Genomic DNA, 26,413 nt, shown 5'->3' on the forward strand with positions numbered 1-26,413 from the left:
ACGGGCCGTTCCGTGACGGTGTCGATGGCGACGCGGGCGATCAGCCGGTGGGCTGCGGGACGTCGAGCACCATGACGGTGTAGGCCGGCCCTTCCTCCCGTGGCCGCACGGGGCCGACCTCGCGGTACCCCCACTTCGCGTACGCCGACTGCGCGGGCTTCGCCTCCGGCTCGGGCCGGACGGCGAGCGTCACCCGTTCGACGGCGAGGCCGTCACGGAGCAGGGCGTGCAGCCGGCCGGCAACTCCGCTGCGCCGCCACGGCTTTCGCACGGCGAGCTCGAAGACGGCGAAGGTACGGGCACCGTCCTCCCTCGTGAAGTCCTCGTGCAGTCCCGGGACTCCGTGCCACCAGGCGGCGTCGGCCGCGAGGGGCAGACCATAGGCGAAGCCGACCACCTCGTCACCGTCCCGCGCGAGGGCCAGACGCATTCCGGGTCGCTGTACGTGAGCCTGGTAGTGCGTGACGAACAGGGCCACGTCGCCGGGCCCTTCCCGGTACGGCGGCTCGGCATACACCTCCTCGTACGCCGGCATGAAGGTGTCCAACTGGCCTACGGCGCGCTGCCCTTCGAAGAGCCCGTAGGTCACTGCGGTCGGTGTCGTGGTCATGCTGCTCCCGTTGCCCGTACGTAGTCGGTCAGGCATGCGACGGCCTGGCGTGCACAGTCGGCATCCTGCCACCGCAGCAGGTTGGTGACCTTGGAGATTTCTTTGGCCACGCGACCGGATTCGACCTCTTCGAGGGACGGAATGGTCTCTACTGCGTGAGCGGCACCTTCGTCGATCTCACCGGCCTTGACCAGGGTCGTTGCCAGGCGGATCCGGTACAGAGCCCGATTGCGACCGTACATCTGGTCCTGCCGGGCAAGGGTCTGGCGGAGGAACGGGATGGCGGCATTGTGCCGGCCGGCGTTGATGTGGAGCGATGCCTCCCAGTTGTCGAGTTCGGCGTGTCCGTGGAAGGCGGCCCACTCCGGAGCCGGCCTGCCGCGAGGGCGGTCGAGTAGGCGTCGGGACTCGGCCAGCTTCTTGCTGGCGCCGCTCGCGTCCGCGAGGAAGGACAGGGCGCCGGCCTCCCGGGCAGCCATGATCGACCGGAGCGCGGGCGAGTCGAGCCGCGCGGCCCGCTCCTGCGCGGCTCGGGCCAGGTCGACGGCTTCGCGGGGCCGATTCTCGTGGCGCGCTTGCAAGCTCATGAACCCGAACACGTAGGCCTGGAGGTGAGCGTCCTGCACCATCGTGGCCGCGGCGAGCGCCTCGCCCCAGTATCGGCGGGCGGCGTTCTGGTCCTCGGCGTCGTAGGCGAGCCAACCGCAGAACCCGGCGGTTTCACTCACCAGGAGGTGGAGTTGGCGGGCGATGGCCTCGGGGGGACGTCCTTCGTTGAGTACGCGTCGGACGCGGTGCAGATGCCGGACGGCCAGCCGGAGGACGTCGCTACCGCCGTACGCGGCGTCGAGGACGAAGAGCGAGTTCAGGCCCTCGCGGAGTTCGAGGAGATGCACGACGCCGATGGCTCCGGAAGATCCGGGTGGGGTCACGGGGCGGGTGTACGTCGGGAGGCTCGTGGATGCGGCAACGCCCGCGGCATCGGTAAGAAATGCACGTCGCTCCACTGAAGTGCCTTTCTGCGGTAAGGCCTCGACGGGTTCCACGTTGACACCTGGCGGTGGGCCGGGGAAGCCGAGTTGGCGAGGACAATCACGCTCGTGCCCGGTTCCGGCAGGTGCACGGGCAGGGCTGCGGGCGGTTGCGGAGGTTCAGCTTCAGCGTTGCCCGGCCGCGGTGGACCCGGTGGGTGCCCGGGGCCCACATGCGGCAGTCGTGGTGGTCGGTTCCGAAGATGCGGGCCTTGACGCACGGTGCGCACGGAATCGCGTCCGGGAGGCAGCGGCGGTGGAGGTGCACGGTGGTGCCGGGCCCGGACGGGGAGAAGCGGAGCTTGCTGACCTGACGTTGCCACCACCGGATGGGCTCGGTGCAGCGCGCGCAGTACGCGAGGGCGGTACGGGGGCGGGTACGGGTGCGGATCATCGGTGTCCTCGTGGGTGGTTCAGCGGGTCGTGGTGATGCCGTACGCGAGGGCGCCGAGGAGTCTGGCGAGGGTGAGGACGTACAGCACCTGTTCCGTGCGGGGGCTCACGGCGCGACCTGCCGGGCCAATGTGTCGCTGGGGTCCGTGGCAGCTTCGCGTTCCGATACCGAGGCGACCTGCGCGGACGCCGGGACGGTGCACTCCAGGTGGACGTACGCGGTGTATAGGGCACCGACCGGGGACTGACGCAGCTGCGAGTCGTACGGCTGGTCCTCGCGGATCGCCAGCAGGCACCTTACGCAGAGCATCACCACGCCCGCGTACCCACCGCGATCGTGTCCACCCCGGCCAGCGCAGCCAACGCCCGCAGCACGATCGCGAGACGCCGCTCCCCCAGGTTCTCCACCTGCCACAACGGCACCAGCCGCGGAAACCCCACCGCCACGACGAGATCCAAGAACGCACGCTCACTCGTGTCCAGAACGAGGACGGTCCGGTACTGGCCCTCGAACCGCGGCCAGTCGCAGTACGCCCGCTTCCCGGTGTCGATCACGAGCAGGTCCCGCACGTCCCCGCGGGCCAGGACGTCACCCTCCTGAAGCAGTGCGGCAACCGCCGCCTGCTCACCGGTGTCCCGGGTACGGGCCCAGGTGGCGAGGCGGTCCGTCAGCAACGACGGGGGCGCCACCCCTCCCGCGGCGGTGTCGGCGTCGGTATCGTGCGCCATGTCGACTTCCTTTCAGTCGGCCACGCCCCGGAACCGGTCGCACGGTTGCCGGGGTCCTTCACTGAACTCGGAGAATTGAGCTATGACGCCCTATACCGCTCTATAGAGCTATACAGAGCGGTCTAGAGCTACCTATGGATGCAGGGTGCGATAGGCGGCCCTACGGTCCGAGGTATGGCGGAATGGGAGTACGTGTACGTTCGCGTTGCGGACAGGATCGAGGCCGACATCCGTAGCGGTCGGCTGCCCTACGGTGCGCGTCTCCCGGGCGAGCGGGCCCTGGCGGAGGAGCACGCGATCGCGCCGATGACGGCCCGGCGCGTGGTGCGGGAGCTGCGGGAACGCGGGCTCGTGATCACCATGCCGAGCAAGGGCACGTTCGTGACGGTGACCCGGGACGGCCGGGAACAGCAGTAGCGCGCCGAGTCGCGTCGGTCCTGGACGACGTCGATCATGTGCGTCGGTCCGATCCCGTGCGACGGACGTCCGAAACCTCGCACAGGAACGCGCCCTGCCCGGTGAACCAGGCACGTTCACTGGAGGTGAGGGACAACTGGCCCTGCACCGCGACGACACCGTCGACGCCGTACTCGGCAACCAGGTCTCGCACGTGGGACCACTGGGCCCGGCCGTCGAGCGGCACCGCCAGGGAGGCATCGCACATCACGATCTCGGTGACGTCCCAGTCGCGGGCGAATACGTAGGCACGCAGGGCGGCCGTCGCGGATCGTGCGTCACAGGCGGAGTCCCGCAGGCTGAAGTAGAGCACCACGGTGGTGCGACCGGCGGCGGCGCTGTGTAGGGCGCGCCGGCGGCGGTGCTGCGCCTGCGTACGGAGGGGACTCCCGGTCACGCATGCCACGATCCCCGCGCCGTGCGTGAAGTGACAGGCCGTGCGCGTACGACTCCACGAGCTGGTCCGAGCGCAGACCCTCGTGAACGTACGACTCGACGTCCGAAGCGGCATCGAGTCGTACGGGGCGTAGGACCCGTGGTGTCGGATCAGACGATCGGACTACCGATCAGTTTCGCCACCCGCCGCAAACGGGCCGTCGATGCCCGCCCGACCTTGGACACGATCACCTGGGGAAGCGCCTGGTGTCGCGCCCACTGCGGAGCGGCGCGGACCGCAGCCTCCAACGTGTCCAGGCTGGCGTCCCACATCCGCGCATCGGCCAGGGCCAACGCCTTGTCCAGCGCGTACCGGTGTCTGGCAGCCGGCGTGAGCGGTGAGGTGTCGCTGATGGCGCTGGTGAGCGCCAACGCCTTCCCCGCCTGCCCGAGCGAAAGGTTGATGCCCACGGCCTGGGCGGTCGCGGTGACCGGGCCGAACAGCGTGCCGTGAAAGCCTCGCTCCTTCCCCATGCGGGCGCCGGTCGCGTGCGATTGCGAGAGGTAGTCGGAAGCTCGGTCCGCGTTCCCCATGCGCGAAGCAACCACAGCGGCGAAGTTGATGTGGGAGCCGTACACCGTCAGTTGCTCAGGAGTCGCCGTGGAGAACCGGGGCTCGATGTCGACCGCGGCCTTCTCCGCGAGGTGCAGGGCGTCCTGGAGCCGTGCGTCCCGGAGGTAGACCCAGGCCCGTCCAGAAGCGACGAGTGCTTGCCTCAGATCATCGCCCGCCTGCTCGGCCGCGTGTTGCGCGTGCCCGATCCCGGCGTAGGCGAGGTCCCGCACGCCCATCAGATTCGCGACGTAGGCGCAGATGCGGTACGCGTCCGCCAGCAGGCTCCAGGCCCGCGCCTGCTCACCGGCTGGTTCGGCGTGAAGTCGCGCGGCGGCGGCGCGCAGGAGCGGTGCGCTGATCGTCCCCACTTCGGGATAGCGACCCTGCCAGTAGAGGTCCCACGCCTCCCTCGTGATCCTCTCCAACTCCCCCATGGACGGCGGTTCGTCCTCCGAGCCGATGCCGGCCGCCGTGTCGTGCACCGCATGCGAGAGGTTCTTGAGCATCGCCCGGTCCTCCTGGTGCTGCGCCCGTCGTGGCGGCTGCTGCCCCAGGATCACGGCCGTATCGACGCCGAGTGCCGCAGTGATCTTCAGGAGGGTCGGGAGGGAAAGCCGTTTGTCTTGTTCCGCTGCCTGGATGGTCGCGACAGAGAGTCCGGTCATCGCGGCCAAGGTCTCCTGGGTGACCTCGGTGCCCCGCAGCGCCTTGATTCGCTCGCCTGTGCTGTAGTCAGACCACTGGTGCCTAATCATCTGGTCTCCGTTTCGTGCTCGTCACTCGAAACGCTACGCCCAAAGGGCCACCGAGCGGGACGACTTGCCCCTCCTGTCCGGTTGGGCGGCGCTCTTACGCCGAGATCGGTGCTGGTCCTCCGAGGGCCCTACGCAAGCGGACTTCCGGAATCTGGAGGTGCGTTCTGCCCCGGTGACGAACCCCCCTGACTGATCGCGGGTGGTTGACGCTTCGTCTCTGCGTTGGGGGCAGGCTCGCGAGATCACGGCGCCGAGGCTGCGCCCCGAGTTCCGCGCACATGGTTCACCCTGCAACTCGCACCCCGCTTCACGTCGATTGCCCCGATTCGAAGGTGCAACAGGGCTGCGACTGGGAAGATGAACCCGTCGAGGCTACGCCCCTGACGGCAACGGTCAAGGAACGGCAAAGCCACTCCAAAACCGCAGGTGGGTAAGGTGCTCCCCGCGCGAGCGGGGGTGGTCCGGCGCCGCGAATGGTCTGGATCTTCTGCCACTCGTGCTCCCCGCGCGAGCGGGGGTGGTCCGGCGTGGCTGCGGACCGTGGCCACACGGTCGTGGTGCTCCCCGCGTGAGCGGGGGTGGTCCGGTGCTGCGCGAGATGCTGCCGCCGCCGGAGGAGTGCTCCCCGCGCGAGCGGGGGTGGTCCGGAGTGGAGCTCCAGTGCGACGCGGTCGCCGTTGTGCTCCCCGCGCGAGCGGGGGTGGTCCGGCCGGGTGTCGGCCGCCAAGGGGTCGAGGAGCGTGCTCCCCGCGCGAGCGGGGGTGGTCCGGTGACGAGGTCGGCGTCGAGGTCGTTGACGGTGTGGTCCCCGCGCGAGCGGGGTGCCTCGCAGCCCCCGAGGCTGCACCTACGTACACGAACCGCGCACCATGCCGCAGCGGCTGACCGACCACTCGGCTCTGTCCGTTCAACTCGCCGTCGCCCGGTGACACCGATGCCGACGACTACCCCGAACCGCGCCGCCGATGCGACGCCGTCCCTGTTCTGAATCCGCACGACCGGTGGGAGAAGCGATGGAAGCGACGACGTGGGACCGGATCGGCAGGATCCGGGAGTGGCTGGACGCGGAAGGCGTCCAGAGCTCGGAGGCCGACCGGCGGCTGCTGCGCGTCCTCAAGATCGGCGAGGAGTACGGAGAGGTCGCCGAGGCGCTGCACGGTGCGCTCGGCGCGAACCCCCGGAAGGGCGCCTCGCACTCGTGGGAGGACGTACGCAAGGAACTGTGCGACGTGGCCGTGACGACGCTGGTCGCGTTGGCGACGCTCAGCCCGGACGCGGAGAAGGAGTTCGACGACCGGCTGCGGCACCTCGTCGGACGCATCTCGCCTCCGCGGGAGGCCGGCATGTCGGGGTGACGGCCGCGACCGAGCACGCTCCGGTCGTCACCTAAGTCCCCGCTGCGGCATCCGACGACGGCGCCGTACCCTCCGGGCGGAATCGTAAGTTCGCGGCGCCAAGGATGCGCCCCGGGTGCTGCGCAACGGTTCGACCCGTAGCTCGCCCCTGCTTCACGTGGATTGCCTCGACTTAGAGGTCCAGCAGAGCAACAGCTGGGAAGATGAAGTCGAGGTGATACCGCTGACGACAACGGTCAAGGAACGGCAAAGCCCCTTCAAAGCCGCAGGTCGCTAAGGGTGCTCCCCGCGCGAGCGGGGGTGGTCCGCTCGCCGTCGACCACGACGTGCACTTCCCGCCGTGCTCCCCGCGCGAGCGGGGGTGGTCCGAACAGGGCCAGCTCGTCTCCGTCGACGAGTTCGTGCTCCCCGCGCGAGCGGGGGTGGTCCGTGATGGCGGTAGAGGTGGACGACCTCGGCCGTGTGCTCCCCGCGCGAGCGGGGGTGGTCCGCCGTGGGTGCGCGACCACCCGACCGGGATCAGGTGCTCCCCGCGCGAGCGGGGGTGGTCCGCCCGTGCGGCGCGGACGCCCTCCTCATGAGGGGTGCTCCCCGCGCGAGCGGGGGTGGTCCGCAGGTGTTCGGCCCGCTGACCGGGGGTCAGCTGTGCTCCCCGCGCGAGCGGGGGTGGTCCGCAGGAGGGGTACGTCGACATCGCGTACAGCGCGTGCTCCCCGCGCGAGCGGGGGTGGTCCGCTGATGAACCTGGACGAGGTCGAGATAGACGAGTGCTCCCCGCGCGAGCGGGGGTGGTCCGGAGGACCGGGCGCTCGCGTGGCTGGAGGAGCGGTGCTCCCCGCGCGAGCGGAGGTGGTCCGGTGCGCGCGGCCGCCGACCATCTCGGTGCCGGGTGCTCCCCGCGCGAGCGGGGGTGGTCCGACCTTGGCGGAAACCGCAGCTCTGTGGTCGCAGTGCTCCCCGCGCGAGCGGGGCACCCGTTCTCACGACTGCGCGCGCGGGTGCAAACTTCACCGCAGCCGTCAACCCAGGTCAGCGCTGACGCCCGAGTCCCGCGCACCCGCCTCCGCCAGCCCCCGCGCGAGGTCCACCAACTCGGGCAGCCGCAGGACCCGATCGCCGGAGCCCGGGAGCGGGACGTGCAGGGGATCGGTCCAGCGGGCGGGGATCGCGGCCGGGCCGTAACGGGCGCCCGCGAGCCCGCCGGTGACCGCGGCCACCGTGTCCGTGTCGCCGCCGAGGTCGATCGCCGCGCGCACCGCGCCCTCGAAGGAGTCGGTGGCGCGCAGGGCCCACACCGCCGACCCCAGGCACGGCCACACCGCACCGTTGAACTCGGTGGCCCGGTCGGGGTGCCAGTCCGGGGCGAGGACCGTGGCGTACCGCTCGCAGTGGTCGGGGTGGACGAGCGCCAGGGCGTCCGGCAGCGCGTCGAGGGGGTCGGCGCCGGACAGGGCGGACCGTACGAGTTCGTGGAAGACGGCCGTGCCCTCCCAGGCGGCAGGGTCGCCGTGGGTGAGGGCGGCGAGGCGCCGGGCGGCGTCCATGGTCAACGCCCGGCCGGCCGCGGCGAAGCGGACCGCGGAGGTCGACGCCCGCATCAGCGAACCGTTCCCGGCCGCACGGTGGTTGACCCGGAAGTGGTGCGCGGCGGCCCGGTCCCAGGGCAGCCCGTTGGTCAGGACGTCCTCGGTCTGGAGGCCGATGTCCTTGGGCTCGGCCGCCGCCCAGCGCCGGAAGCGGGCGAAGACGTCCGGCAGGTCGAGGTCACCGCGCTGGAGCAGCGAATCCGCGACGAGGACGGCCATCTGCGTGTCGTCCGTGGCCTCGCCCGGCTCCCAGCCACCACCCCCGCACATCTCCCCGCCGCCCCCGGGGTCCGGGAACCGTGCGGAGAACGCGCCCGGGGGCCCGAACTCGAAGGGCGCGCCCAGCGCGTCGCCGACCGCGGACCCCACGACGGCACCGACGGCCCGCTCGACACGGCTCACGGCGCGGACACGGAGACGGACACGGGCACGGAACGGCTCAGCACGAGTCGTCCACGTAGGCGCGGGCCAGCGTGGAGGCGCGGGACATCCAGTCGGCGAGGACGGCGATCTCGTCGGGCGTGTAGTCCGCGAACAGCGAGGCGAGCCGCGCCCGGTAGGGCCCGTAGACGGCCTGGACGCGTTCCGCAGCCGCGGGTACGGCCGCGACGCGCACCCTGCGGCGGTCGTCGGGGTCCGGCTGGCGGGTCACGAACCCCCCGCGTTCGAGCCGGTTGATGATGCCGGTCACCGCGCCGGTGGTGACGTTCGCGCGGTCGGCCAGGTCGCCGGCGGTGACCGGGGCGTCGCCCGATTCCAGGACGTGGGCGAAACAGGTGAGGTCCGTGATGCTCAGGCCCAGGTTCCGGGCGAACTCCTGCTTGCCCACGATGTTCGTCGCGACGAGGTCGTCCAGCGCGCTGAGCACGTCCGCGGCGGAGGCGACGGGACGGGGCTTGCCCTCCATTGAACTTCCCTTAGTACGTAAGATAAATTTCTCACTTGCTAAGCCAGCATAGGTCGGAGGCCGAGCGGCACCGCCGTCGCGCGCCCCGGCGCACTCCGGCATGCCCGGCACGTCAGCGCACGCGAGGAGGCAGGCACATGAGCGGACACACGTACGACCACGGGCACACCGTCGCCGGTTGGGTGGGGGTCGCGATCGCCTCGGTCGGCGGCACGGCCGTCGGGGCGGGGATCATCGCCTGGCGCCCGGGGATCTGGTGGGGGCTCGCCGTCACGGCGGTGGCCGTCCTGGTCACCTGGGCGCTGCACCTCGCGGGGTGGGGCAAGCCGCCCGGCCTGCGGCCCCCCAGCCAGCGGGGGTTACGGGTACGGGACCGTGCCGCGCGCGGGGGCCATCCGAACTGTCTCGGTTGCCGATTGGCCGGACGAGCCACCGGACGAGCCACTGAGCAGGGAGCCGTCCCGGACGCCGACGCACCCACCACCGGGACGCCCACCGTCGAGGTGCCCGCCGCACGCACCCCCGAGTCCCCGGCCGATCAACCCTCTTGACGGTCAGTCACACGCATGGCACCCAACGGCCCATGCGCGGATCAGCTCAGGACCAGCAGCACGGCCAAGGCGATGAGTAGCGAGTCGACCCGGTCCAGGAGGCCGCCGGAGCCGGGGAGCCAGCTGCCGGCGTCCTTCACCCGCGCCCCCCGCTTGACCATGGATTCGAGGAGGTCGCCGGCCGGACCGCCGACCGCGACGGCGAGCGCCGTGGGCCAGCTCAACACGGACAGCACGGCGAGCACCCCGAGCCCGGCCGCGGCGCCCGCCACCGTGCCGCTCCACCGCTTGGCCGGCGACAGCGGTGACAGCAACGGCCCGCCGAGACGCCGGCCGGCGAAGTACGCCACGATGTCGGCGACCGAGACCGCGACGAACAGCGCCAGCGCATCCGCCCCGAGCGGCACCAGCGCGGCCAACACGCTCAGCCACACCAGCCCCAACAGCCCGGCGCCGAGCCGCCGCAGGCCGTGGTCCGCGTCGCCGGCCAGCAGCGGCACCGCGGCCACCGCGAGCGCCCCGACCGCGAGCGCCCTGAGTTCCTGGCCGGGCGCCAGCCAGGCGGTGAGCACCACGCCCACCACCGCCGCGGCCAGGACCGTCCGGTCCGCCCGGCCCGAGCGCATCAGGGCGCCGTACTCCAACACCGCGACCACCGCGACGAGGACGGCGACCGCCGCGGCGCCCGGGCGGCCCCACCAGAACGCGGCGGTGACCAGGGGCACTCCGACCGCCCAGGCGCACCAGCGCACCATCAGCTCACGGCGCCGGGACGCGGCCACCGCGACCCCGCCCAACGCCAGCGCCCCACCGAGGTAGGGCACCAGGGCGGACGTGGTGGTCACCGGGCGCCCCCGGCCGGAGCCACCGCGTCGGACGCCCCGGCCGATGCCACGGCACCGGGCAGCAGTGCGTCCAGCGCGGCCCGACACGCCTCCACGATGCGGGCGTTCTCCGCGGCGCCCCGGACCGCGGTGCGCACCGTGCGCCCCCGGTACGCCGACGACAGCGGTGACAGGTCACGCAGGTAGACGTCGTGGCGGCGGCACTCGTGGACGAACCGTGCGGCGCTCGGCCCGCCGTCCGGGAGGGTCACGGTGAGGAAGTTCGCCACGCCCTCATCGACCTCCGCGAACCCCGACAACCCGGTCAGATCAGTGGCGAGTCGGCGGCGCAACGCATGGGTGCGGAGCCAGCGTTCGCGGTAGTACGCCGGGTCGCGCAGCGCCGCCACCGCGGCCCACTGCGCGGGGAGGCTGACCGGCCAGGGCGGCGTCCACCTGCGGAGTTCGGCAGCCGTGACGGGGTCGGCCACCAGGTACGCGGCCCGCATCCCGGAGAGTGCGTACATCTTGGACAGGGAGGTGCAGACGACGACCCGCGGGTGCGTCGCGGCGAGGTCGGCGAGCGATTCGGCCGGGTCGACGTAACCGAGGTACGCCTCGTCGATCCACCAGCGCGTGTCGGCGGGCGCGGTGGCGATCACCGAGCGCAGTGCGGCGGCCGGGGCGTGGCGGCCGGTGGGGTTGTTGGGGTTGACCACGACCACGAGGTCGTAGCGCCCGGCGTCGACGGCGGCGGACAGTCGGGCGGGGTCGATGCGCCAGCCGTCCTCGGGGCGCAGCCGGAACCGGTCCACGTGGCAGCCGATGACCCGCTCGGTGACGTGGGCGTACTCCCCGTAGCCCGGGTCCATGAGGAGCACCCGACTGCGGGGGGTCAGCCAGCGGCCGAACGCGCGGAAGATCAGGTCGGAGGAGCCGGCGCCGACGGCGAGGGTCTCCACGGGGAGCGCGCGGGCCGCGGCGATCTCGGCGAGCAGGCCCTCGGCGCCGGTCGGCGGGGAGGTGCGGGCGACCCAGGCCGGGTCCTCGGTGAGTGCGGCGCGCACTCCGGGGGCGGGCGGGAACCAGGCGTCCAACACGTCGGCGGCGACCACCCGGTGGCGGCGGTGCAGGGTGCGGAAGTCGGTGCCGATGGCGGTGAAGGAGGCGCCGCCGTGTTCGCAACCGTCGGGGCGGGGGGCGAACGGCACGTCGAGCTGCCAGTCCACCGCGGCGGCCATCCGCTCCAGCGCCCCGCGGTGGCGGTCCGGCACGTCGCGGGTGAGTTCGGTGACGTCGCCGGTGAGGACCTCGAAGGTGACCGCGCCGCTGCGGACGGTGCGGCCGACGGTGCGCAGGCCGACGGAGCGGTACAGGGGGAGCAGGTCGGTGCGGCCCATCGCCACCACGCGGCGCCCGCCCCGGCCGGCGATCCAGCGCAGGGCCGCGTACATCAGCAGGGGGGCCGCCGCGGTGGACCGCCAGCGCGGTTCGACGGTGAGGATGCGCACCTCGAAGGGGGCGTCCTCGGTGAGCAGCGGCAGTTCGTCGCGGGTGAGGTACTTGTCGAGCGCGTACCGTCCGAGCCAGGGCGGGGTGAGGCTGACGAAGCCGATGCGGTCGGTTCCGCGGGCCGCGACCAGGTAGACGTTGTCACCGTCGAGTCCGTCGCGGAGCTGCCCGGTGGGGTCCGGTGGGTGCTGGCCGAGTTCCTGGGCGTACACCCGGTGGCGCAGTGCGTGGATCCACGCGCGGTCGTCCTCGGTGGCGGGGCGCAGTTGCAGGTCTCGGCGCATGGGCACCTCTTTCGACGCGGGGGCTCCATCGTGGGCGCGGCGGGTCGGCCGCGCTCAGGGCGGAGCGACGCAGTCGGTCTGAGTACGGGTACTCAGGCGGCCCCGACGGCCCGCGTCCCCGGGGCCGGTCGACGCCACCACTCCCCGGGACCGGTGGGCATCACGGCCCAGGGCCGGTGGCCGTCACAGCCCAGCACCGGTGGGCCTCACAGCCCGGAGCCGGTGGGCCTCACAGCCCGGGGCCGGTGGGCCTCACAGCCCGGGGTCACCGATGGGCGTCACGTCCCGCGGACGGTGGCCATCACGTCCCAGCACCGGCGGCCGTCACAGCCGGCACCGGTGACCGTCACTGCGGCGCAGCCGCGTCGAAGGCGCCGCGCGCCAAGCGGTGCAGCAGCGCGGCGGCGGCCGCCCGGGAGGGCGGGGCGTCGGGGCGGCTGAGGTGCGGCGTGGAGTTGAGCAGCCCGAACACGGCGTGCACGGCGGTCCGCGCCTCGACCTCGGTCAGCGGTGCGTACCGGGCCCGTACCGCCTCCACCCACAGTTCCACGTACTGCCGTTGGAGCTGGCGCACCAGCTTGCGGTCGCTGTCGCGCAGTCGTTCCAGCTCGCGGTCGTGCAGGACGATCAGCGGCCGGTCGTCGAGGGCGAAGTCGATGTGCCCCTCGATGAGGGAGTCCAGCAGGGCGGCCGGGTCGCCCGGGCACTCCTCGACGCGTCGTCGGCCCCCGGTGAGGAGCTGTCCGCTGATGCCGACGAGGAGTTCCGCGAGCATCGCGTCCTTGCCGGGGAAGTGCCGGTAGAGCCCGGGGCCGCTGATCCCGACGGCGGCCCCTATCTCGTCGACGCCCACGCCGTGGAACCCGCGCTCGGCGAAGAGGCGGGCCGCCTCCTTGAGGATCTGCTGGCGGCGGGTGGAGGCGTCGGTTCTCGTGACCATGAGGTCAATTCTAGACAGGGACGTTAGCGGTCGTTAACCTGAAGCCGTGGACGTTAACGCTCATTAACTCGGCGGTACGGGCAAGGGGGCTCGACACGATGCAAGAGGCACCGGTGCTGGCGACCGCGGCCGATCCCGCGGCGGAGGCGTTCCGGACCAACGAGGCGGCGCACCTGGCCCTCGGCGAGGAACTGCGCTCCCGGCTGGCGCGGGCCCGCCTCGGCGGCGGGGAGCGGGCCCGCGCCCGGCACACCGCGCGCGGCAAGCTGCTCCCCCGGGACCGGGTGGACACCCTGCTGGACCCGGGCTCCCCGTTCCTGGAGCTGGCCCCGCTGGCGGCCGAGGAGCTGTACGGCGGGGACGCCCCGGCGGCCGGGGTGATCGCCGGGATCGGCCGGGTCTCGGGCCGCGAGTGCGTGGTGGTCGCCAACGACGCCACGGTCAAGGGCGGCACCTACTACCCGATGACGGTGAAGAAGCACCTGCGCGCCCAGGAGGTCGCGCTGGAGAACCGGCTCCCCTGCCTGTACCTGGTGGACTCGGGCGGCGCGTTCCTGCCGATGCAGGACGAGGTGTTCCCGGACCGGGACCACTTCGGGCGGATCTTCTACCACCAGGCCCGGATGTCCGGTGCCGGCATCCCGCAGATCGCGGCGGTCCTCGGCTCCTGCACAGCGGGCGGCGCCTACGTGCCGGCGATGAGCGACGAGGCGGTGATCGTGCGCGGCCAGGGCACGATCTTCCTCGGCGGCCCGCCGCTGGTGAAGGCGGCGACGGGCGAGGTCGTGACGGCCGAGGAGCTGGGCGGCGGCGAGGTGCACTCCCGGGTCTCGGGGGTCACCGACCACCTCGCCGAGGACGACGCGCACGCCCTGCGGATCGTCCGCACCATCGTCTCCACGCTCCCCTCCCGCGGTGCGCCGCCCTGGACGGTGGCCCCCGTCGAGGAGCCCAAGGCCGACCCGTACGGCCTGTACGGGGTGGTGCCGGTCGATTCCCGCACCCCGTACGACGTGCGGGAGGTCATCGCGCGGGTGGTGGACGGTTCGCGGTTCGCGGAGTTCAAGGCCGAGTTCGGGCAGACCCTCGTCACCGGATTCGCCCGGGTGCACGGCCACCCGGTCGGGATCGTCGCCAACAACGGCATCCTGTTCTCCGAGTCCGCGCAGAAGGGCGCCCACTTCATCGAGCTGTGCGACCAGCGCGGCATCCCGCTGCTGTTCCTCCAGAACGTCTCCGGCTTCATGGTGGGTCGCGCCTACGAGGCCGGCGGCATCGCCAAGCACGGGGCGAAGATGGTGACGGCGGTGGCCTGCGCCCGGGTGCCCAAGCTGACGGTCGTCATCGGCGGTTCCTACGGGGCGGGCAACTACTCGATGTGCGGGCGGGCCTACTCCCCGCGCTTCCTGTGGATGTGGCCCGGCGCCAAGATCTCCGTGATGGGCGGCGAGCAGGCCGCGTCCGTGCTCGCCACCGTCAAGCGCGACCAGTCGGCGGCCCGCGGCGAGCCGTGGTCGGCCGAGGACGAGGAGGCGTTCAAGGACCCGGTCCGCGCCCAGTACGAGAGCCAGGGCAGCGCCTACTACGCGACGGCGCGCCTCTGGGACGACGGGATCATCGACCCGTTGGAGACCCGCCAGGTCCTGGGTCTGGCCCTGACCGCCTGTGCCAACGCCCCGCTGCCGGCCCGCGGCGACGGCTTCGGCGTCTTCCGGATGTGAGGGCGACATGAGCGAAACGATCCAGCCGCAGACCCTCACCGGCGGGGGGCTGTTCGACACGGTGCTCGTGGCCAACCGGGGTGAGATCGCCGTCCGGGTGATCCGCACCCTGCGCGCCCTCGGCATCCGCTCGGTCGCCGTGTTCAGCGACGCCGACGCGGACGCCCGGCACGTGCACGAGGCCGACACCGCCGTACGGATCGGCCCCGCCCCGGCCGCCGAGAGTTATCTGTCCGCCGAGCGGATCGTCGGGGCGGCCCGCCGCAGCGGCGCCCGGGCCGTGCACCCGGGGTACGGGTTCCTCGCGGAGAACGCCTCCTTCGCCCGGGCCTGCGCGGACGCCGGCTTGGTGTTCATCGGCCCGTCCGCCGGGGCGATCGCGCTGATGGGCGACAAGATCCGGGCCAAGGACACCGTGCGGGCGGCGGGCGTCCCGGTGGTGCCCGGCTCCACGGGCAGCGCACTGAGCGACGCGGAGCTGATCGCCGCCGCCCGCACGATCGGCATGCCGGTGCTGCTGAAGCCTTCGGCGGGCGGCGGCGGCAAGGGCATGCGGCTGGTCCGGGACGAGGACGCGCTGCCCGAGGAGATCGCCGCCGCCCGCCGGGAGGCGCTGGCCTCCTTCGGCGACGACACGCTGCTGGTGGAGCGCTGGATCGACCGGCCCCGCCACATCGAGATCCAGGTGCTCGCCGACGCCCACGGCAACGTCGTCCACCTCGGGGAACGCGAGTGTTCGCTCCAGCGCCGGCACCAGAAGCTCATCGAGGAGGCACCCAGCGTGCTGCTCGACCCGGCGCTGCGGGCCGCGATGGGCGAAGCCGCGGTCCGGGCCGCCCGCTCCTGCGACTACCTGGGCGCGGGCACCGTCGAGTTCATCGTGCCGGGCGCCGACCCCACGCGGTTCTCGTTCATGGAGATGAACACCCGCCTCCAGGTCGAACACCCGGTGACCGAACTGGTCGCCACGGTCGGCGGGCGGCGCGGCATCGACCTGGTGGAGTGGCAGCTACGGGTCGCCGCCGGGGAGCCGCTGCCGTTCGCCCAGCAGGACGTCACCCTCACCGGGCACGCGGTGGAGGCCCGGATCTGCGCCGAGACGGTGTCCGTGAAGGAGGGCGCGCGGGGCTTCCTGCCCTCCGGCGGGACGGTCCTCGCGCTGCGCGAGCCGCAGGGCGACGGGGTGCGCACCGACTCCGGGCTGAGCTGCGGCACCGAGGTCGGCAGCCGCTACGACCCGATGCTGTCCAAGGTCATCGCGTACGGCCCCGACCGGGCGACGGCCCTGCGTCGGCTCCGGGCGGCGCTGGCCGGGACGGTCACCCTGGGCGTGCCCACCAATGCCGGGTTCCTGCGCCGGCTGCTGGCCCACCCGGCGGTGGTCGCGGGCGCGTTGGACACCGGCCTGGTGGAACGCGAGACGGACGCGCTGGTGCCCCGCGAGGTGCCGGCGGAGGTGTACGAGGCGGCCGCCGCGGTCCGGCTCGCTGAGCTGGTGCCGCCGCCCCGCGCGGACGGCTGGCGCGACCCGTTCGACGCGCCGACCGGCTGGCGGCTCGGCGGCGAACCGGTCACCCCGGCCTTCCCGTTGCGGGTGCCGGGGCACGAACCCGTCACGCACCGCCCGCACGGCACGGCGAGCGTCACCGCCGACCGGGTCGGCGTCACCCTCGACGGGGTCCGGCACACCTTCGACCGGGCCGGGGACTGGCTCGGCCGGGACGGCGACGCCTGGCAGGTGCGCGACCACGACCCGGTCGCCGCCGCCCTGACCGGCGGGGCGCACCCGGGCGCCGACTCGCTGACCGCCCCGATGCCCGGCACGGTCACCGTGGTGAAGGTCGCCGTCGGCGACGAGGTGACGGCCGGGCAGAGCCTGCTGGTGGTCGAGGCGATGAAGATGGAGCACGTGGTGGCGGCCCCGCACGCCGGGACGGTCACCGAACTGGACGTGCGCCCCGGCGTCACCGTGGCGATGGACCAGGTGCTGGCGGTGGTCGAGCCGGCCGAAGCCCCCGCGGTCGAAGGGGAGGCGCGCCCGTGACCGCCGCCGGCCTGCCGATGGAGGTCCCGGCGCAGGACCTGCCCGCCCGGGTCCGCATCCACGAGGTGGGCCCGCGCGACGGCCTCCAGAACGAGAAGGTGACCGTGCCCACCGCGGTGAAGGCGGAGTTCGTGCACCGCCTCGCCGACGCGGGCCTCACCACCATCGAGGCCACCAGCTTCGTCCACCCGACGTGGGTGCCGCAGCTCGCCGACGCCGCGGAGCTGTACCCGCTGGTGCGCGAGCTGCACGACCGGCGGGGCGTCGCCCTGCCCGTGCTGGTGCCCAACGAACGGGGGTTGGACCGGGCGCTGGCGCTCGGCGCCCGCCGGCTCGCCGTCTTCGCCAGCGTCACCGAGTCCTTCGCCCGGGCCAATCTGAACCGCACGGTCGACGAGTCGCTGGCGATGTTCGCCCCGGTCGTCGCCCGGGCCAAGAGCGGTGCGCACGGCCCGGTCCACGTCCGCGGCTATCTGTCGATGTGCTTCGGCGACCCGTGGGAGGGCCCGGTGTCCGTCGCCCGGGTGGTGCGGGTGGGCAAGGCGCTGCTGGAGATGGGCTGCGACGAGCTCAGCCTCGGCGACACCATCGGTGTCGCCACCCCCGGCCACGTACTGGCGCTGCTCGCCGAGTTGAACGAGGAGGGGGTGCCCACCGACCGGATCGGGGTGCACTTCCACGACACCTACGGACAGGCGCTCGCGAACACCCTCGCCGCCCTCCAGCACGGGGTCACCACCGTCGACGCCTCGGCGGGCGGACTCGGCGGCTGCCCGTTCGCGCAGTCCGCCACCGGCAACCTCGCCACCGAGGACCTGGTGTGGATGCTGACCGGCCTCGGCATCGAGACCGGCGTCGACCTCGGCCGTCTCACCGCCACGAGCAGGTGGATGGCCGACCGGCTGGGACGCCCCAGCCCGTCCCGAACCGTCCGCGCCCTGACCGGGAGCCCCGCGGACCCGCCCCCCGAGGACCCCACGGGCCGCACTGACCCTGAGAGCCCCACGGGCCCCACGGACCCCAAGGAGCAGCAGTCATGACGCTCGACCACCGGCTCGCCCCGGAACACGAGGAACTGCGGCGCACCGTCGAGGAGTTCGCGCACGACGTGGTCGCTCCGAAGATCGGCGACTACTACGAGCGGCACGAGTTCCCGTACGAGATCGTGCGGGAGATGGGGCGCATGGGCCTGTTCGGGCTGCCGTTCCCGGAGGAGTACGGCGGGATGGGCGGCGACTACCTGGCGCTGGGGATCGTGCTGGAGGAGTTGGCCCGGGTCGACTCCTCGGTGGCGATCACTTTGGAGGCGGGGGTGTCGCTGGGCGCGATGCCGCTGTACCTGTTCGGGACCGAGGAGCAGAAGCGGACCTGGCTGCCCCGGCTGTGCTCGGGCGAGGTGCTGGGCGCGTTCGGGCTGACCGAGCCGGACGGCGGCTCCGACGCGGGGGCCACCCGCACCACGGCCCGGCGCGACGCCTCCACCGGCGAGTGGGTGATCAACGGCACCAAGTGCTTCATCACCAACTCCGGTACGGACATCACCGGGTTGGTCACCGTCACCGCGGTCACCGGGCGCACGGCGGACGGGCGCCCGCTGATCTCCTCGATCGTGGTGCCGTCGGGCACCCCGGGCTTCACCGTCGCCGCCCCCTACTCCAAGGTCGGTTGGAACGCCTCGGACACCCGGGAGCTGTCCTTCCAGGACGTACGGGTGCCGGCCGCGAACCTGCTGGGCGAGGAGGGCCGCGGGTACGCGCAGTTCCTCCGCGTGCTGGACGAGGGCCGCATCGCGATCGCCGCGCTGGCCACCGGGCTCGCCCAGGGGTGCGTGGACGAGTCGGTGAAGTACGCGAAGGAACGGCACGCTTTCGGCCGGAACATCGGCTCGTACCAGGCGATCCAGTTCAAGATCGCCGACATGGAGGTGAAGGCGCACACCGCCCGGTTGACCTGGCGGGACGCGGCGAGCCGACTGGTCGCCGGGGAGCCGTTCAAGAAGGAGGCCGCCTTGGCGAAGCTGTACGCGTCGACGGTCGCCGTCGACAACGCGCGGGAGGCCACCCAGGTCCACGGCGGGTACGGGTTCATGAACGAGTACCCGGTGGCCCGGATGTGGCGGGACTCCAAGATCCTGGAGATCGGCGAGGGCACCAGTGAGGTGCAGCGCATGCTGATCGCCCGTGAACTGGGGCTGGCGGGCTGAGCGGACGGGCTCCGGATCGCGCCCGGACGCCCTCCCCGGCGGCGGGTTAGGGTGGGCTAACCCGCCCCCGCGCAGCACCGATCGGAGTTGAGCACGTGCCCACCGCCGTGGCCGTAGCGTTCCGTTTCTTCCGCATGGAGGTCACCCGGGTGACCCCGCTCGGCCCGTCCCTGGTCCGGGTCACGTTCGGTGGCCCCGAGCTGACGGACATCGCGTCGGGCGGCCGGGACCAGAGCGTCTCGCTGTTCCTGCCGCAGCCGGGCGCACGGGACCCGCTGGTCCCGGTGGAGGCCGGCGAGGACTGGTGGCACGCCTGGCGCGCGCTGCCCGAGACCGAGCGGGCGGTGATGCGCACGTACACGGTGCGGGCCCAGCGCCGCACCCCGGACGGCGGCACGGAGATCGACATCGACCTCGCCCTGCACGGCGCCGGCGCGGACGCACAGGGCCCCTCCACCGCTGGACCCGCCGCCCGGTGGGCCGCGCGGGCGGTGCCGGGCGACCGGGTGCTGCTCTACGGGCCCACGGTCGAGGACAACCGGGCCGTGAAGTTCCGCCCGCCGCACGGCACCGACCTGGTCGTCCTCTGGGCGGACGAGACGGCGCTGCCCGCCGCGGGGGCGATCCTGGAGTCCCTGCCGCCGGGGGTGCGGGCCCGCGCCTGGCTGGAGGTGCGCCACCCGGACGACCGGCAGGCGCTCGCCACCGATGCGGAGATCACCTGGCTGGTGGCGGCCGAGGGCGCCCCCGACGGACTGACCGCGATCCGCTCGGCCGTCTGGCCCGGGGCCCGCGCCCCGTACGCGTGGATCGCCGGGGAGGCCGGCGCGGTGAAGGAACTGCGCCGGCACCTCGTCGGGGAACGGGGTCTGGACCGCCGGTCGGTGACCTTCACCGGGTACTGGCGGCGCGGGCTGTCCGAGGACCGGATGCGGGCGGAGGGCGCCGGAGCGGAGTGACCCGCCCCGACGCCCCCGGGGGGTCACTCTGCCGACGCGGGCCAGGAGACTTGCGGCGAGCGGTGGTAACGGATGCCCAGCACGTCCCAGCGGGGCGCCTGCGCGGCGAGCCGCTGCCGGTAGGCGTCCCAGTCGTGGGTGGACCGCGGTGACCAGCCCAGCTCGGCCAGCCCGGGCAGCCGGGGGAAGGCCATGACCTCCAACTCCGTCGAGGTCGACAGGGTCTCCGTCCACAGCGGCGCCTCGATCCCGAGCACCGCGTCCGCGGGCAGCCCGTCGAGGTACGCGCCCGGGTCCCAGTCGTAGGACCGCCGCACGTCCACCTTGCCCGCCCACTCCAGACCGAGGTAGGGGATGTCGGTGACCTCCGGGTACTGCATGTCCAGGTACGCCCGGTCGGCCGGCGAGAGCACCACCTCGGCGCCCTCCCGCGCGGCGCGCACCACCTCCTCGCGTTCGGCGTCGCCGGTCTCGTCGTAGCCCCAGTACTGGATGACCGCCCCGTCCACGGGTCGGGCGCCGGCGAGTTGGTGCCAGCCCATGACCCGCTTGCCGTAGCGGTTGACGACCTCCTGCGCCCGGTCCATGAAGGTCGCGTACTCGTCGGCGGGCGTCGCGTCGGCCTCGTCGCCGCCGATGTGGATGACCTCGCCGGGCGTCAACTCGGCCAGCTCGCGGATCACGTCGTCCACGAAGTCGTACGTGATCTCCTCCGGCACGCACAGCGAGCTGAAGCCGACCTTGGTGCCCGTGTACGGTTCGCGGGCCTCGCCGTCGCAGTTCAGCTTGGGGTACGCGGTGAGCACGGCGTTGGTGTGACCGGGCATGTCGATCTCCGGTATCACCTCCAGGTACCGGGAGGCCGCGTACCGGACCAGTTCGCGGTACTGGTCCTTGGTGTAGTAGCCGCCCTTGCCGCCGCCGACCTCGGTGGCGCCGCCCTTGGCGGCCAGGTCCGGCCAGGAGTCCACGGCGAGCCGCCAGCCCTGGTCGTCGGAAAGGTGCAGGTGCAGCGTGTTCACCTTGTACAACGCGAGTTGGTCGATGTACCGCTTCACCTCGTCGACGGTGAAGAAGTGCCGGGCCACGTCGAGCATGGCGCCCCGGTAGGCGTAGCGCGGGGCGTCCCGGACGGTGCCGCCCGGCACGGTCCAGGGGCCGGGCCGCGCGGTGCGCGCCTCGACGGCGGGCGGCAGCAGTTGGCGCAGCGTCTGGACGCCGTGGAACAGCCCGGCGGGCCGGCGCGCGGTGATCGTCACCGCCCGCTCCCCGCTCTCCAGCCGGTAGCCCTCCGTACCGAGGTCCGCCTCGTCGGCGAGCAGCAGGCGGATGCCGTCGGCGCCGGTGTCCGCGGTGACGGGCAGGGCGTAGCCGGTGGAGGGGCGCAGCACGTCGGCGAGGTAGTCGGCGACCTCGCGGGCCTTGCGGGAGCCGCCCGGCACCCTGATGGGGGTGGCGGAGGTGATCCGGTAGGGGACCTCGTGCGGGGTGACCGAGGCGGGTGCCGGGATGACCCGGCCGAGCGCGGGGACGGCGGGTGCGGACGCGGCGCCGCCTCCGTCGCCGGAGTCGGCGAAGCAGGAGACGCCCGTGGCGGCGATGAGGAGCAACGAGCCGACGAGCAGTGACGAGCGTGTGTGACGGGGGTTCACCAGCGGTCCCTTCGGGATGGTCCGGGTCGAGCGTCGTGGCCGGGCAGGGTGTGGTGAGGGTGCGGGTGTCGACCGGACCCGCCCGCACGCGTGACCCGGCCGACGGGAACCACCATCCCTCCTCGGGGGCGGATGGGAGAATCCCCGTATGGCGGAAATCATCCAGCGCGACGGAACATGGACCTTCGACGGGGGCACGCTGCGGCTCGTACCGGGCCGGGACAAGGGCGTGAGCCTGTTGCGCCGGACCCTGGGTGAACTGACCGTCCCGCTGGCGGCGGTGGCGGGCGTCTCGTTCGAACCGGGCCGCAAGTCGGGGCGGTTGAGACTGCGGCTGCGGGAGGGCGCCGACCCGCTGTTGCAGGCCGCGGGCGGTCACCTCACGGACGGGGGAGACCCGTACCAGCTGGGTGTGGACACGGACCGCGGCGGGGTGGCCGAGTACTTCGTGGACGAGGTCCGCAACGCGCTGCTGTTGGACGAGGTGCCGTCCGGGCCGACGGACGCGTACCTGTTGGCGGGCCCGGCGGTCCCCCTGTCGGTGCAGGCGGGCGACGGCACCGCGAGCTTCGACGGGGAGCACGTGCGGCTGGAGTGGAACTGGAAGACGGAGGAGGCGAAGGCCGCGGCGGGGACCCGGTCGATGCCCGTCGACACCATCCAGGCGGTGGAGTGGCAGCCGTCCGCCGGGCTGGAGAACGGTTTCATCCGGTTCATGCTGAAGAACGTCCCGGCGACCAAGGCCCCGCCGAAGTACGACCCGCACGCGGTGGTCCTGTGGGGTTTCCGCAAGGACCCGCTGATGGCGCTGATCGCCGCGGCGGTGCAGGCCCGGCTGCCGCACCCGGGGGACTCCGCGACCCGGGGGAACGCGCCCCGGGACGCCGCGGCCCCGGCGCTCGCGAAGGCCGAGCCGCCGCCCGCGCAGGGGCCGACCGAGGACGATCACGACGCGCTGCTGCGGCGGCTGCGGGAGCTGGGTGAGCTGCGGCAGGTGGGGGTGCTGACGGAGGAGGAGTTCACCTCGGCCAAGCAGGCGGTGCTCCGCCGGATGTGACCCGGCGCAGCCGGGGTGGTCCGGCGGTGTCCGTGTGATCGGCGTGGTCGGCTGCGCATGCCCCCGCGTCCCTGACCGGGAGGCGTGCGCACGGAGCGATCGGGTGGTCCTGAGCGGCAATCGGACCCTCCCCTGCCCGAAAGCGGGCAGGATTCTTGCGAAACTCCCCCGGGTCACCCAGGATCATCGGGTGCACGACGACCTGGTTGATCATCTGACGCGCAGTACGCCGCTGAGCCGCGGCGAGGCCCTGCGGGTGATCCAGGACGTCCTCGCGTACTTCGACGAGACGACGGAGGCGTACGTCCGTCGCCGCCACCGCGAACTCCAGGGTCAGGGCCTGGTGAACGCGGAGATCTTCGAACGGATCGAGGCGGACCTGAACTACCGCGCGGTCGCGCCGCCGACCCTCTCACTGAGGCAGCTGCGCCGCATCGTCTACGGCTAGCGGTGGCCCCGGCCACCGGAGCGACAGGAATATAGGGGAAAGCGTTCTATGTGCGGAATCGTCGGATACATCGGCAGGCGTGATGTGGCCCCGCTGCTCCTGGAAGGGTTGCAGCGACTGGAGTACCGGGGCTACGACTCGGCCGGTGTGGTGATCACCGGCCCGAAGGCCAGCGGCCTCAAGATGATCAAGGCCAAGGGGCGGGTCCGGGACCTGGAGGCCCGCGTCCCCAAGCGCTTCAACGGCACCACCGGCATCGCCCACACCCGCTGGGCCACCCACGGCGCCCCCTCCGACGAGAACGCCCACCCGCACCTGGACGCCTCCGGCAAGGTCGCCATCGTCCACAACGGCATCATCGACAACGCCTCCGACCTGCGCGCCAAGCTCACCGCCGAGGGCGTGGAGTTCCTCTCCGAGACCGACACCGAGGTCCTCACCCACCTCATCGCCCGCAGCGACGCCCCCACGCTGGAGGAGAAGGTCCGCACGGCCCTGCGCCTGATCGAGGGCACCTACGGCGTCGCCGTGCTGCACGCCGACTTCGCCGACCGGATCGTGGTCGCCCGCAACGGCTCCCCGGTCGTCCTCGGGATCGGCGAGAAGGAGATGTTCGTCGCCTCCGACGTGGCCGCACTGGTCACCCACACCCGTCAGATCGTCACCCTCGACGACGGCGAGATGGCGACCCTGAAGGCCGACGACTTCCGCACCTACACCACCGAGGGCACCCGCACCACGGCCTCCCCGACCACCGTGGAGTGGGAGGCCGAGTCGTACGACATGGGCGGCCACGACACGTACATGCACAAGGAGATCCACGAGCAGGTCGACGCCGTGGACCGGGTGCTGCGCGGCCGGATCGACGACCGGTTCTCCACCGTGCACCTCGGCGGGCTGAACCTCGACGCCCGCGAGGCCCGTGCGGTGCGCCGGGTGAAGATCCTTGGCTGCGGCACCTCGTACCACGCGGGCATGATCGGCGCCCAGATGATCGAGGAGCTGGCCCGCATCCCCGCCGACGCCGAGCCCGCCTCGGAGTTCCGCTACCGCAACCCGGTGGTGGACCCGGACACCCTCTACATCGCGGTCTCCCAGTCCGGTGAGACGTACGACGTGCTGGCCGCCGTCCAGGAGCTGAAGCGCAAGGGCGCCCGGGTGCTCGGCGTGGTCAACGTGGTCGGTTCGGCGATCGCCCGGGAGGCCGACGGCGGGGTGTACGTGCACGCGGGCCCCGAGGTGTGCGTGGTGTCCACCAAGTGCTTCACCAACACCACCGTCGCGTTCGCGCTGCTCGCCCTGCACCTGGGCCGCACCCGGGACCTGTCGGTGGCGGACGGCAAGCGGATGATCGAGGGGCTGCGGCGGCTGCCCGGCCAGATCTCGGAGATCCTCAAGCAGGAGGACGACATCAAGCGGCTGGCGAAGGACTTCGCCGAGGCCCGCTCGATGATGTTCATCGGCCGGGTGCGCGGCTACCCGGTGGCCCGCGAGGCGTCCCTGAAGCTCAAGGAGGTCTCCTACATCCACGCCGAGGCGTATCCCGCCTCCGAGCTGAAGCACGGCCCGCTGGCGCTGATCGAACCGGCGCTCCCGACGGTCGCGATCGTCCCCGACGACGACCTGTTGGAGAAGAACCGGGCGGCCCTGGAGGAGATCAAGGCCCGCAGCGGTCGCATCCTCGCGGTGGCCCACCAGGAGCAGGAGAAGGCCGACCGGACGATCGTGGTGCCCAAGAACGAGGACGAGCTGGACCCGATCCTCCTGGGCATCCCCCTGCAACTGCTCGCTTACCACACGGCGTTGGCCCTCGGCCGGGACATCGACAAGCCCCGCAACCTCGCGAAGTCCGTGACGGTGGAGTAGCCGTACGCGCCAGTGGCCCCCGTACGGCTGCCCTTCGACGTACGGGGACCACTCGGGTGCCGGGGGTGCCCACCTCCCCGGCTGCCGCTGCCTCAGCCGGTGGCCGTCACCCCCCGGCCGGCAGCGCGTCGCGGGAGGGCGGTCGGCCAGTGCGCGAGGGCGGCGGTGGCCGCGTACCAGGCGACGAGGCCGGCCACGGCGGCGAACCAGCCCCCGATCTCGGCGAGGGAGCCCGATTCGGCGAACTGCCCCACGGCGAGCAACAGGAGGGCGACGGCCGTCAGCCCGTAGGTACCCCGGTCCAGGAGCGGGTCACTCGGCGCACCGGCGGTCAGGCTCACCGCGACCAGCGCGAACAACAGCAGGAACAGGCCGGCCGCGTTGTGCGACACCAGCCCGTCGGCGCCGATCCCCCAGGTGAACCAGAGGGCGCCGAACGCGGCGAACGCCGTCCCGGTGAAGGTGTCGTGGTCGCGCAGGGCCAACAGGCCGGCGAGGAACAGCGTGACCCCGCCGACATAGGTGGCGAGGGTGACGGCGTCGGCCGCCGTGACGCCGTCGATGACTCCGGTGTGCCCGACGCCGAAGGCCAACAGCGTGAGGCCGAGCGCGAGATGGCCGAGGGTGGAGGTGCTGCTTCCCGCAGAGACTTGGCTGTTCACGGCGGGCTCCCTTCGCATGCAGTCGTGCTGCTTGGTGTGGGGCCGCTGGGTTGCGACCCGCGAGCGCTATGTACCCGCCGCTCGGTCACGATCCACCCCTACGCGCGAGTAGATTTGTCGACCTTCGGCGCCCGCGCGCGCCGGGCGCGCGAAACGGGGAAGTACCGCATCTCGTCTGGGGCCACGGGTAGTTGACGTTCCCTGCGCGCACCGAGCGCCCGGAGTTCCTGGAGTTGCCCTGCGGTACGGATGTCACGAACGGGGCGGAAGTGACCCCCGAAGGGCTACGGGCTACGGGCTACGGGCTACGGGATGACGACGACCGGGCGCTGTGCGCGACGGGCCAGCCGTCCGGCGACGGAGCCGAAGATCCGACCGACGATGCCGTGCGTGGAGCCCACGACGATGGCGTCGGCCTCGTACTCCCGGCCGACCTCCTCCAGTTCGTGACAGATGTCGCCACCGCGCTCCACCAGGATCCAGGGCACCTCCGCCAGGTAGTCCGCACAGGCGAGTTCGAGGCCCAGGACCTCCGTGCGGTGGTCGGGCACGTCCACGAAGACGGGGGGTTCGCACCCGGCCCAGACCGTGGTGGGCAGCCGGTTGGCCACGTGCACGATGATCAGGCCGGAGCCCGAGCGGTGGGCCATGCCGATGGCGTAGGCGAGGGCGCGTTCGCTGGAGGTGGACCCGTCGAAGCCGACGACGACTCCGTGCTTGAAGGCGGGATCGCAGGGGTGACGTGACTCTTCCGCCGCCAGCGGGTCGGCCGTCGGATCGACGACCTGACGCTTGCGGTCCGCGGGTTCGAAGGATTCGTGACCGGCCATGGGTGTCTCGGCGAAGAAGATCCTCTGAGGAGGGGCGGCTGCTTGCT

General features: G+C 72.5%; 25 protein-coding genes and 2 CRISPR repeat arrays. Of the genes, 11 read left to right on the forward strand and 14 right to left on the reverse strand.

The window, feature by feature from the left end; genetic code table 11:
- Positions 1-40: 40 nt before the first annotated feature.
- From ACFYOU_RS07460 to ACFYOU_RS07475, 4 genes are all read right to left on the reverse strand, one after another.
- Positions 41-610 (reverse strand): GNAT family N-acetyltransferase, encoded by a 570-nt coding sequence (locus ACFYOU_RS07460; RefSeq protein ID WP_391304058.1) that lies wholly within the window; start codon positions 608-610, stop codon positions 41-43.
- Positions 607-1,656, reverse strand: a complete 1,050-nt coding sequence (locus ACFYOU_RS07465; RefSeq protein ID WP_391304059.1) for a hypothetical protein — start codon at positions 1,654-1,656, stop codon at positions 607-609. The genes ACFYOU_RS07460 and ACFYOU_RS07465 overlap by 4 nt, the downstream gene beginning before the upstream one ends.
- 46 nt (positions 1,657-1,702) lie before the next feature.
- On the reverse strand, positions 1,703-2,035 hold the full coding sequence (locus tag ACFYOU_RS07470; RefSeq protein ID WP_391304060.1) for a hypothetical protein: 333 nt from the start codon (positions 2,033-2,035) through the stop codon (positions 1,703-1,705).
- Between the two features lie 308 nt (positions 2,036-2,343).
- Entirely contained in the window at positions 2,344-2,763 is a 420-nt protein-coding gene (locus ACFYOU_RS07475) for a hypothetical protein (RefSeq protein ID WP_391304061.1), read from the reverse strand.
- A gap of 174 nt (positions 2,764-2,937) precedes the next feature.
- Here ACFYOU_RS07475 and ACFYOU_RS07480 point away from each other — a divergent pair, with 174 nt between their 5' ends.
- Positions 2,938-3,180: a GntR family transcriptional regulator gene (locus ACFYOU_RS07480; protein WP_391304062.1), complete on the forward strand. Its 243-nt coding sequence runs from the start codon at positions 2,938-2,940 to the stop codon at positions 3,178-3,180.
- 34 nt (positions 3,181-3,214) lie between these two features.
- Here the strand turns inward: ACFYOU_RS07480 and ACFYOU_RS07485 are convergent, their stop codons facing one another.
- Together ACFYOU_RS07485 and ACFYOU_RS07490 are read right to left on the reverse strand one after the other, a co-directional pair.
- Positions 3,215-3,616 (reverse strand): hypothetical protein, encoded by a 402-nt coding sequence (locus tag ACFYOU_RS07485; protein WP_391304063.1) that lies wholly within the window; start codon positions 3,614-3,616, stop codon positions 3,215-3,217.
- Between the two features lie 149 nt (positions 3,617-3,765).
- The gene (locus ACFYOU_RS07490; protein WP_391304064.1) at positions 3,766-4,965 is read right to left on the reverse strand and encodes a helix-turn-helix domain-containing protein; all 1,200 of its coding nucleotides are present in this window, start codon (positions 4,963-4,965) and stop codon (positions 3,766-3,768) included.
- A 435-nt stretch (positions 4,966-5,400) separates the two neighbouring features.
- Positions 5,401-5,796: a CRISPR direct-repeat array (repeat unit 30 nt; unit sequence GTGCTCCCCGCGCGAGCGGGGGTGGTCCGG).
- Between the two features lie 182 nt (positions 5,797-5,978).
- Here ACFYOU_RS07490 and ACFYOU_RS07495 point away from each other — a divergent pair.
- Entirely contained in the window at positions 5,979-6,320 is a 342-nt protein-coding gene (locus ACFYOU_RS07495; RefSeq protein ID WP_391304065.1) for a MazG-like family protein, read from the forward strand.
- Between the two features lie 279 nt (positions 6,321-6,599).
- A CRISPR array of direct repeats spans positions 6,600-7,299; the repeat unit is 29 nt; unit sequence GTGCTCCCCGCGCGAGCGGGGGTGGTCCG.
- A 40-nt stretch (positions 7,300-7,339) separates the two neighbouring features.
- Here ACFYOU_RS07495 and ACFYOU_RS07500 read toward each other — a convergent pair.
- Both ACFYOU_RS07500 and ACFYOU_RS07505 read right to left on the reverse strand, forming a co-directional pair.
- Positions 7,340-8,308, reverse strand: coding sequence for an ADP-ribosylglycohydrolase family protein (locus ACFYOU_RS07500; protein ID WP_391304066.1), 969 nt, complete (start codon positions 8,306-8,308; stop codon positions 7,340-7,342).
- 37 nt (positions 8,309-8,345) lie between these two features.
- Positions 8,346-8,813: a MarR family transcriptional regulator gene (locus tag ACFYOU_RS07505; RefSeq protein WP_391304067.1), complete on the reverse strand. Its 468-nt coding sequence runs from the start codon at positions 8,811-8,813 to the stop codon at positions 8,346-8,348.
- A 137-nt stretch (positions 8,814-8,950) separates the two neighbouring features.
- On the opposite strand from ACFYOU_RS07505, the gene ACFYOU_RS07510 reads away from it, so the two are divergent.
- Complete coding sequence (locus ACFYOU_RS07510; RefSeq protein WP_391304068.1) at positions 8,951-9,364, forward strand: HGxxPAAW family protein; 414 nt, start codon at positions 8,951-8,953, stop codon at positions 9,362-9,364.
- A 41-nt stretch (positions 9,365-9,405) separates the two neighbouring features.
- On the opposite strand, the gene ACFYOU_RS07515 is transcribed toward ACFYOU_RS07510, so the two are convergent.
- The 3 genes from ACFYOU_RS07515 to ACFYOU_RS07525 form a co-directional block, all read right to left on the reverse strand.
- Positions 9,406-10,209, reverse strand: coding sequence for a phosphatidate cytidylyltransferase (locus ACFYOU_RS07515; RefSeq protein WP_391304069.1), 804 nt, complete (start codon positions 10,207-10,209; stop codon positions 9,406-9,408).
- On the reverse strand, positions 10,206-11,984 hold the full coding sequence (locus ACFYOU_RS07520) for an aminotransferase class I/II-fold pyridoxal phosphate-dependent enzyme (protein WP_391304070.1): 1,779 nt from the start codon (positions 11,982-11,984) through the stop codon (positions 10,206-10,208). The genes ACFYOU_RS07515 and ACFYOU_RS07520 overlap by 4 nt, the downstream gene beginning before the upstream one ends.
- A gap of 346 nt (positions 11,985-12,330) precedes the next feature.
- Positions 12,331-12,924: a TetR/AcrR family transcriptional regulator gene (locus ACFYOU_RS07525; RefSeq protein WP_389762528.1), complete on the reverse strand. Its 594-nt coding sequence runs from the start codon at positions 12,922-12,924 to the stop codon at positions 12,331-12,333.
- 98 nt (positions 12,925-13,022) lie between these two features.
- Between ACFYOU_RS07525 and ACFYOU_RS07530 the strand changes: the two genes are divergently transcribed.
- From ACFYOU_RS07530 to ACFYOU_RS07550, 5 genes are all read left to right on the forward strand, one after another.
- Positions 13,023-14,645 (forward strand): carboxyl transferase domain-containing protein, encoded by a 1,623-nt coding sequence (locus tag ACFYOU_RS07530; protein ID WP_391304071.1) that lies wholly within the window; start codon positions 13,023-13,025, stop codon positions 14,643-14,645.
- A 7-nt stretch (positions 14,646-14,652) separates the two neighbouring features.
- Positions 14,653-16,689, forward strand: a complete 2,037-nt coding sequence (locus tag ACFYOU_RS07535) for a biotin carboxylase N-terminal domain-containing protein (protein ID WP_391304072.1) — start codon at positions 14,653-14,655, stop codon at positions 16,687-16,689.
- A gap of 17 nt (positions 16,690-16,706) precedes the next feature.
- Entirely contained in the window at positions 16,707-17,729 is a 1,023-nt protein-coding gene (locus ACFYOU_RS07540; RefSeq protein WP_391304224.1) for a hydroxymethylglutaryl-CoA lyase, read from the forward strand.
- A complete protein-coding gene (locus tag ACFYOU_RS07545; RefSeq protein ID WP_389762522.1) occupies positions 17,726-18,892 on the forward strand; it encodes an acyl-CoA dehydrogenase family protein in 1,167 nt (388 codons plus the stop codon). Before ACFYOU_RS07540 ends, ACFYOU_RS07545 begins: the two co-directional genes overlap by 4 nt.
- Positions 18,893-18,987: 95 nt before the next feature.
- Positions 18,988-19,851, forward strand: coding sequence for a siderophore-interacting protein (locus tag ACFYOU_RS07550; RefSeq protein ID WP_391304073.1), 864 nt, complete (start codon positions 18,988-18,990; stop codon positions 19,849-19,851).
- A gap of 23 nt (positions 19,852-19,874) precedes the next feature.
- On the opposite strand, the gene ACFYOU_RS07555 is transcribed toward ACFYOU_RS07550, so the two are convergent.
- On the reverse strand, positions 19,875-21,503 hold the full coding sequence (locus ACFYOU_RS07555) for a family 20 glycosylhydrolase (RefSeq protein ID WP_391304074.1): 1,629 nt from the start codon (positions 21,501-21,503) through the stop codon (positions 19,875-19,877).
- Positions 21,504-21,651: 148 nt separating this feature from the next.
- On the opposite strand from ACFYOU_RS07555, the gene ACFYOU_RS07560 reads away from it, so the two are divergent.
- From ACFYOU_RS07560 to glmS, 3 genes are all read left to right on the forward strand, one after another.
- The gene (locus ACFYOU_RS07560) at positions 21,652-22,560 is read left to right on the forward strand and encodes a DUF4429 domain-containing protein (protein ID WP_391304075.1); all 909 of its coding nucleotides are present in this window, start codon (positions 21,652-21,654) and stop codon (positions 22,558-22,560) included.
- A 190-nt stretch (positions 22,561-22,750) separates the two neighbouring features.
- A complete protein-coding gene (locus ACFYOU_RS07565; protein ID WP_385487141.1) occupies positions 22,751-23,008 on the forward strand; it encodes a hypothetical protein in 258 nt (85 codons plus the stop codon).
- 48 nt (positions 23,009-23,056) lie between these two features.
- Positions 23,057-24,874 (forward strand): glutamine--fructose-6-phosphate transaminase (isomerizing), encoded by a 1,818-nt coding sequence (gene glmS, locus ACFYOU_RS07570; RefSeq protein WP_391304076.1) that lies wholly within the window; start codon positions 23,057-23,059, stop codon positions 24,872-24,874.
- 92 nt (positions 24,875-24,966) lie between these two features.
- Here glmS and ACFYOU_RS07575 read toward each other — a convergent pair whose 3' ends face one another.
- Both ACFYOU_RS07575 and ACFYOU_RS07580 read right to left on the reverse strand, forming a co-directional pair.
- Positions 24,967-25,536 (reverse strand): GPR1/FUN34/YaaH family transporter, encoded by a 570-nt coding sequence (locus ACFYOU_RS07575; protein WP_389762514.1) that lies wholly within the window; start codon positions 25,534-25,536, stop codon positions 24,967-24,969.
- Positions 25,537-25,841: 305 nt separating this feature from the next.
- Positions 25,842-26,366: a universal stress protein gene (locus tag ACFYOU_RS07580; protein WP_385487135.1), complete on the reverse strand. Its 525-nt coding sequence runs from the start codon at positions 26,364-26,366 to the stop codon at positions 25,842-25,844.
- Positions 26,367-26,413: the final 47 nt, after the last annotated feature.

Source organism: Streptomyces sp. NPDC005955, assembly GCF_042871255.1.
Classification (GTDB): Bacteria; Actinomycetota; Actinomycetes; order Streptomycetales; family Streptomycetaceae; genus Streptomyces.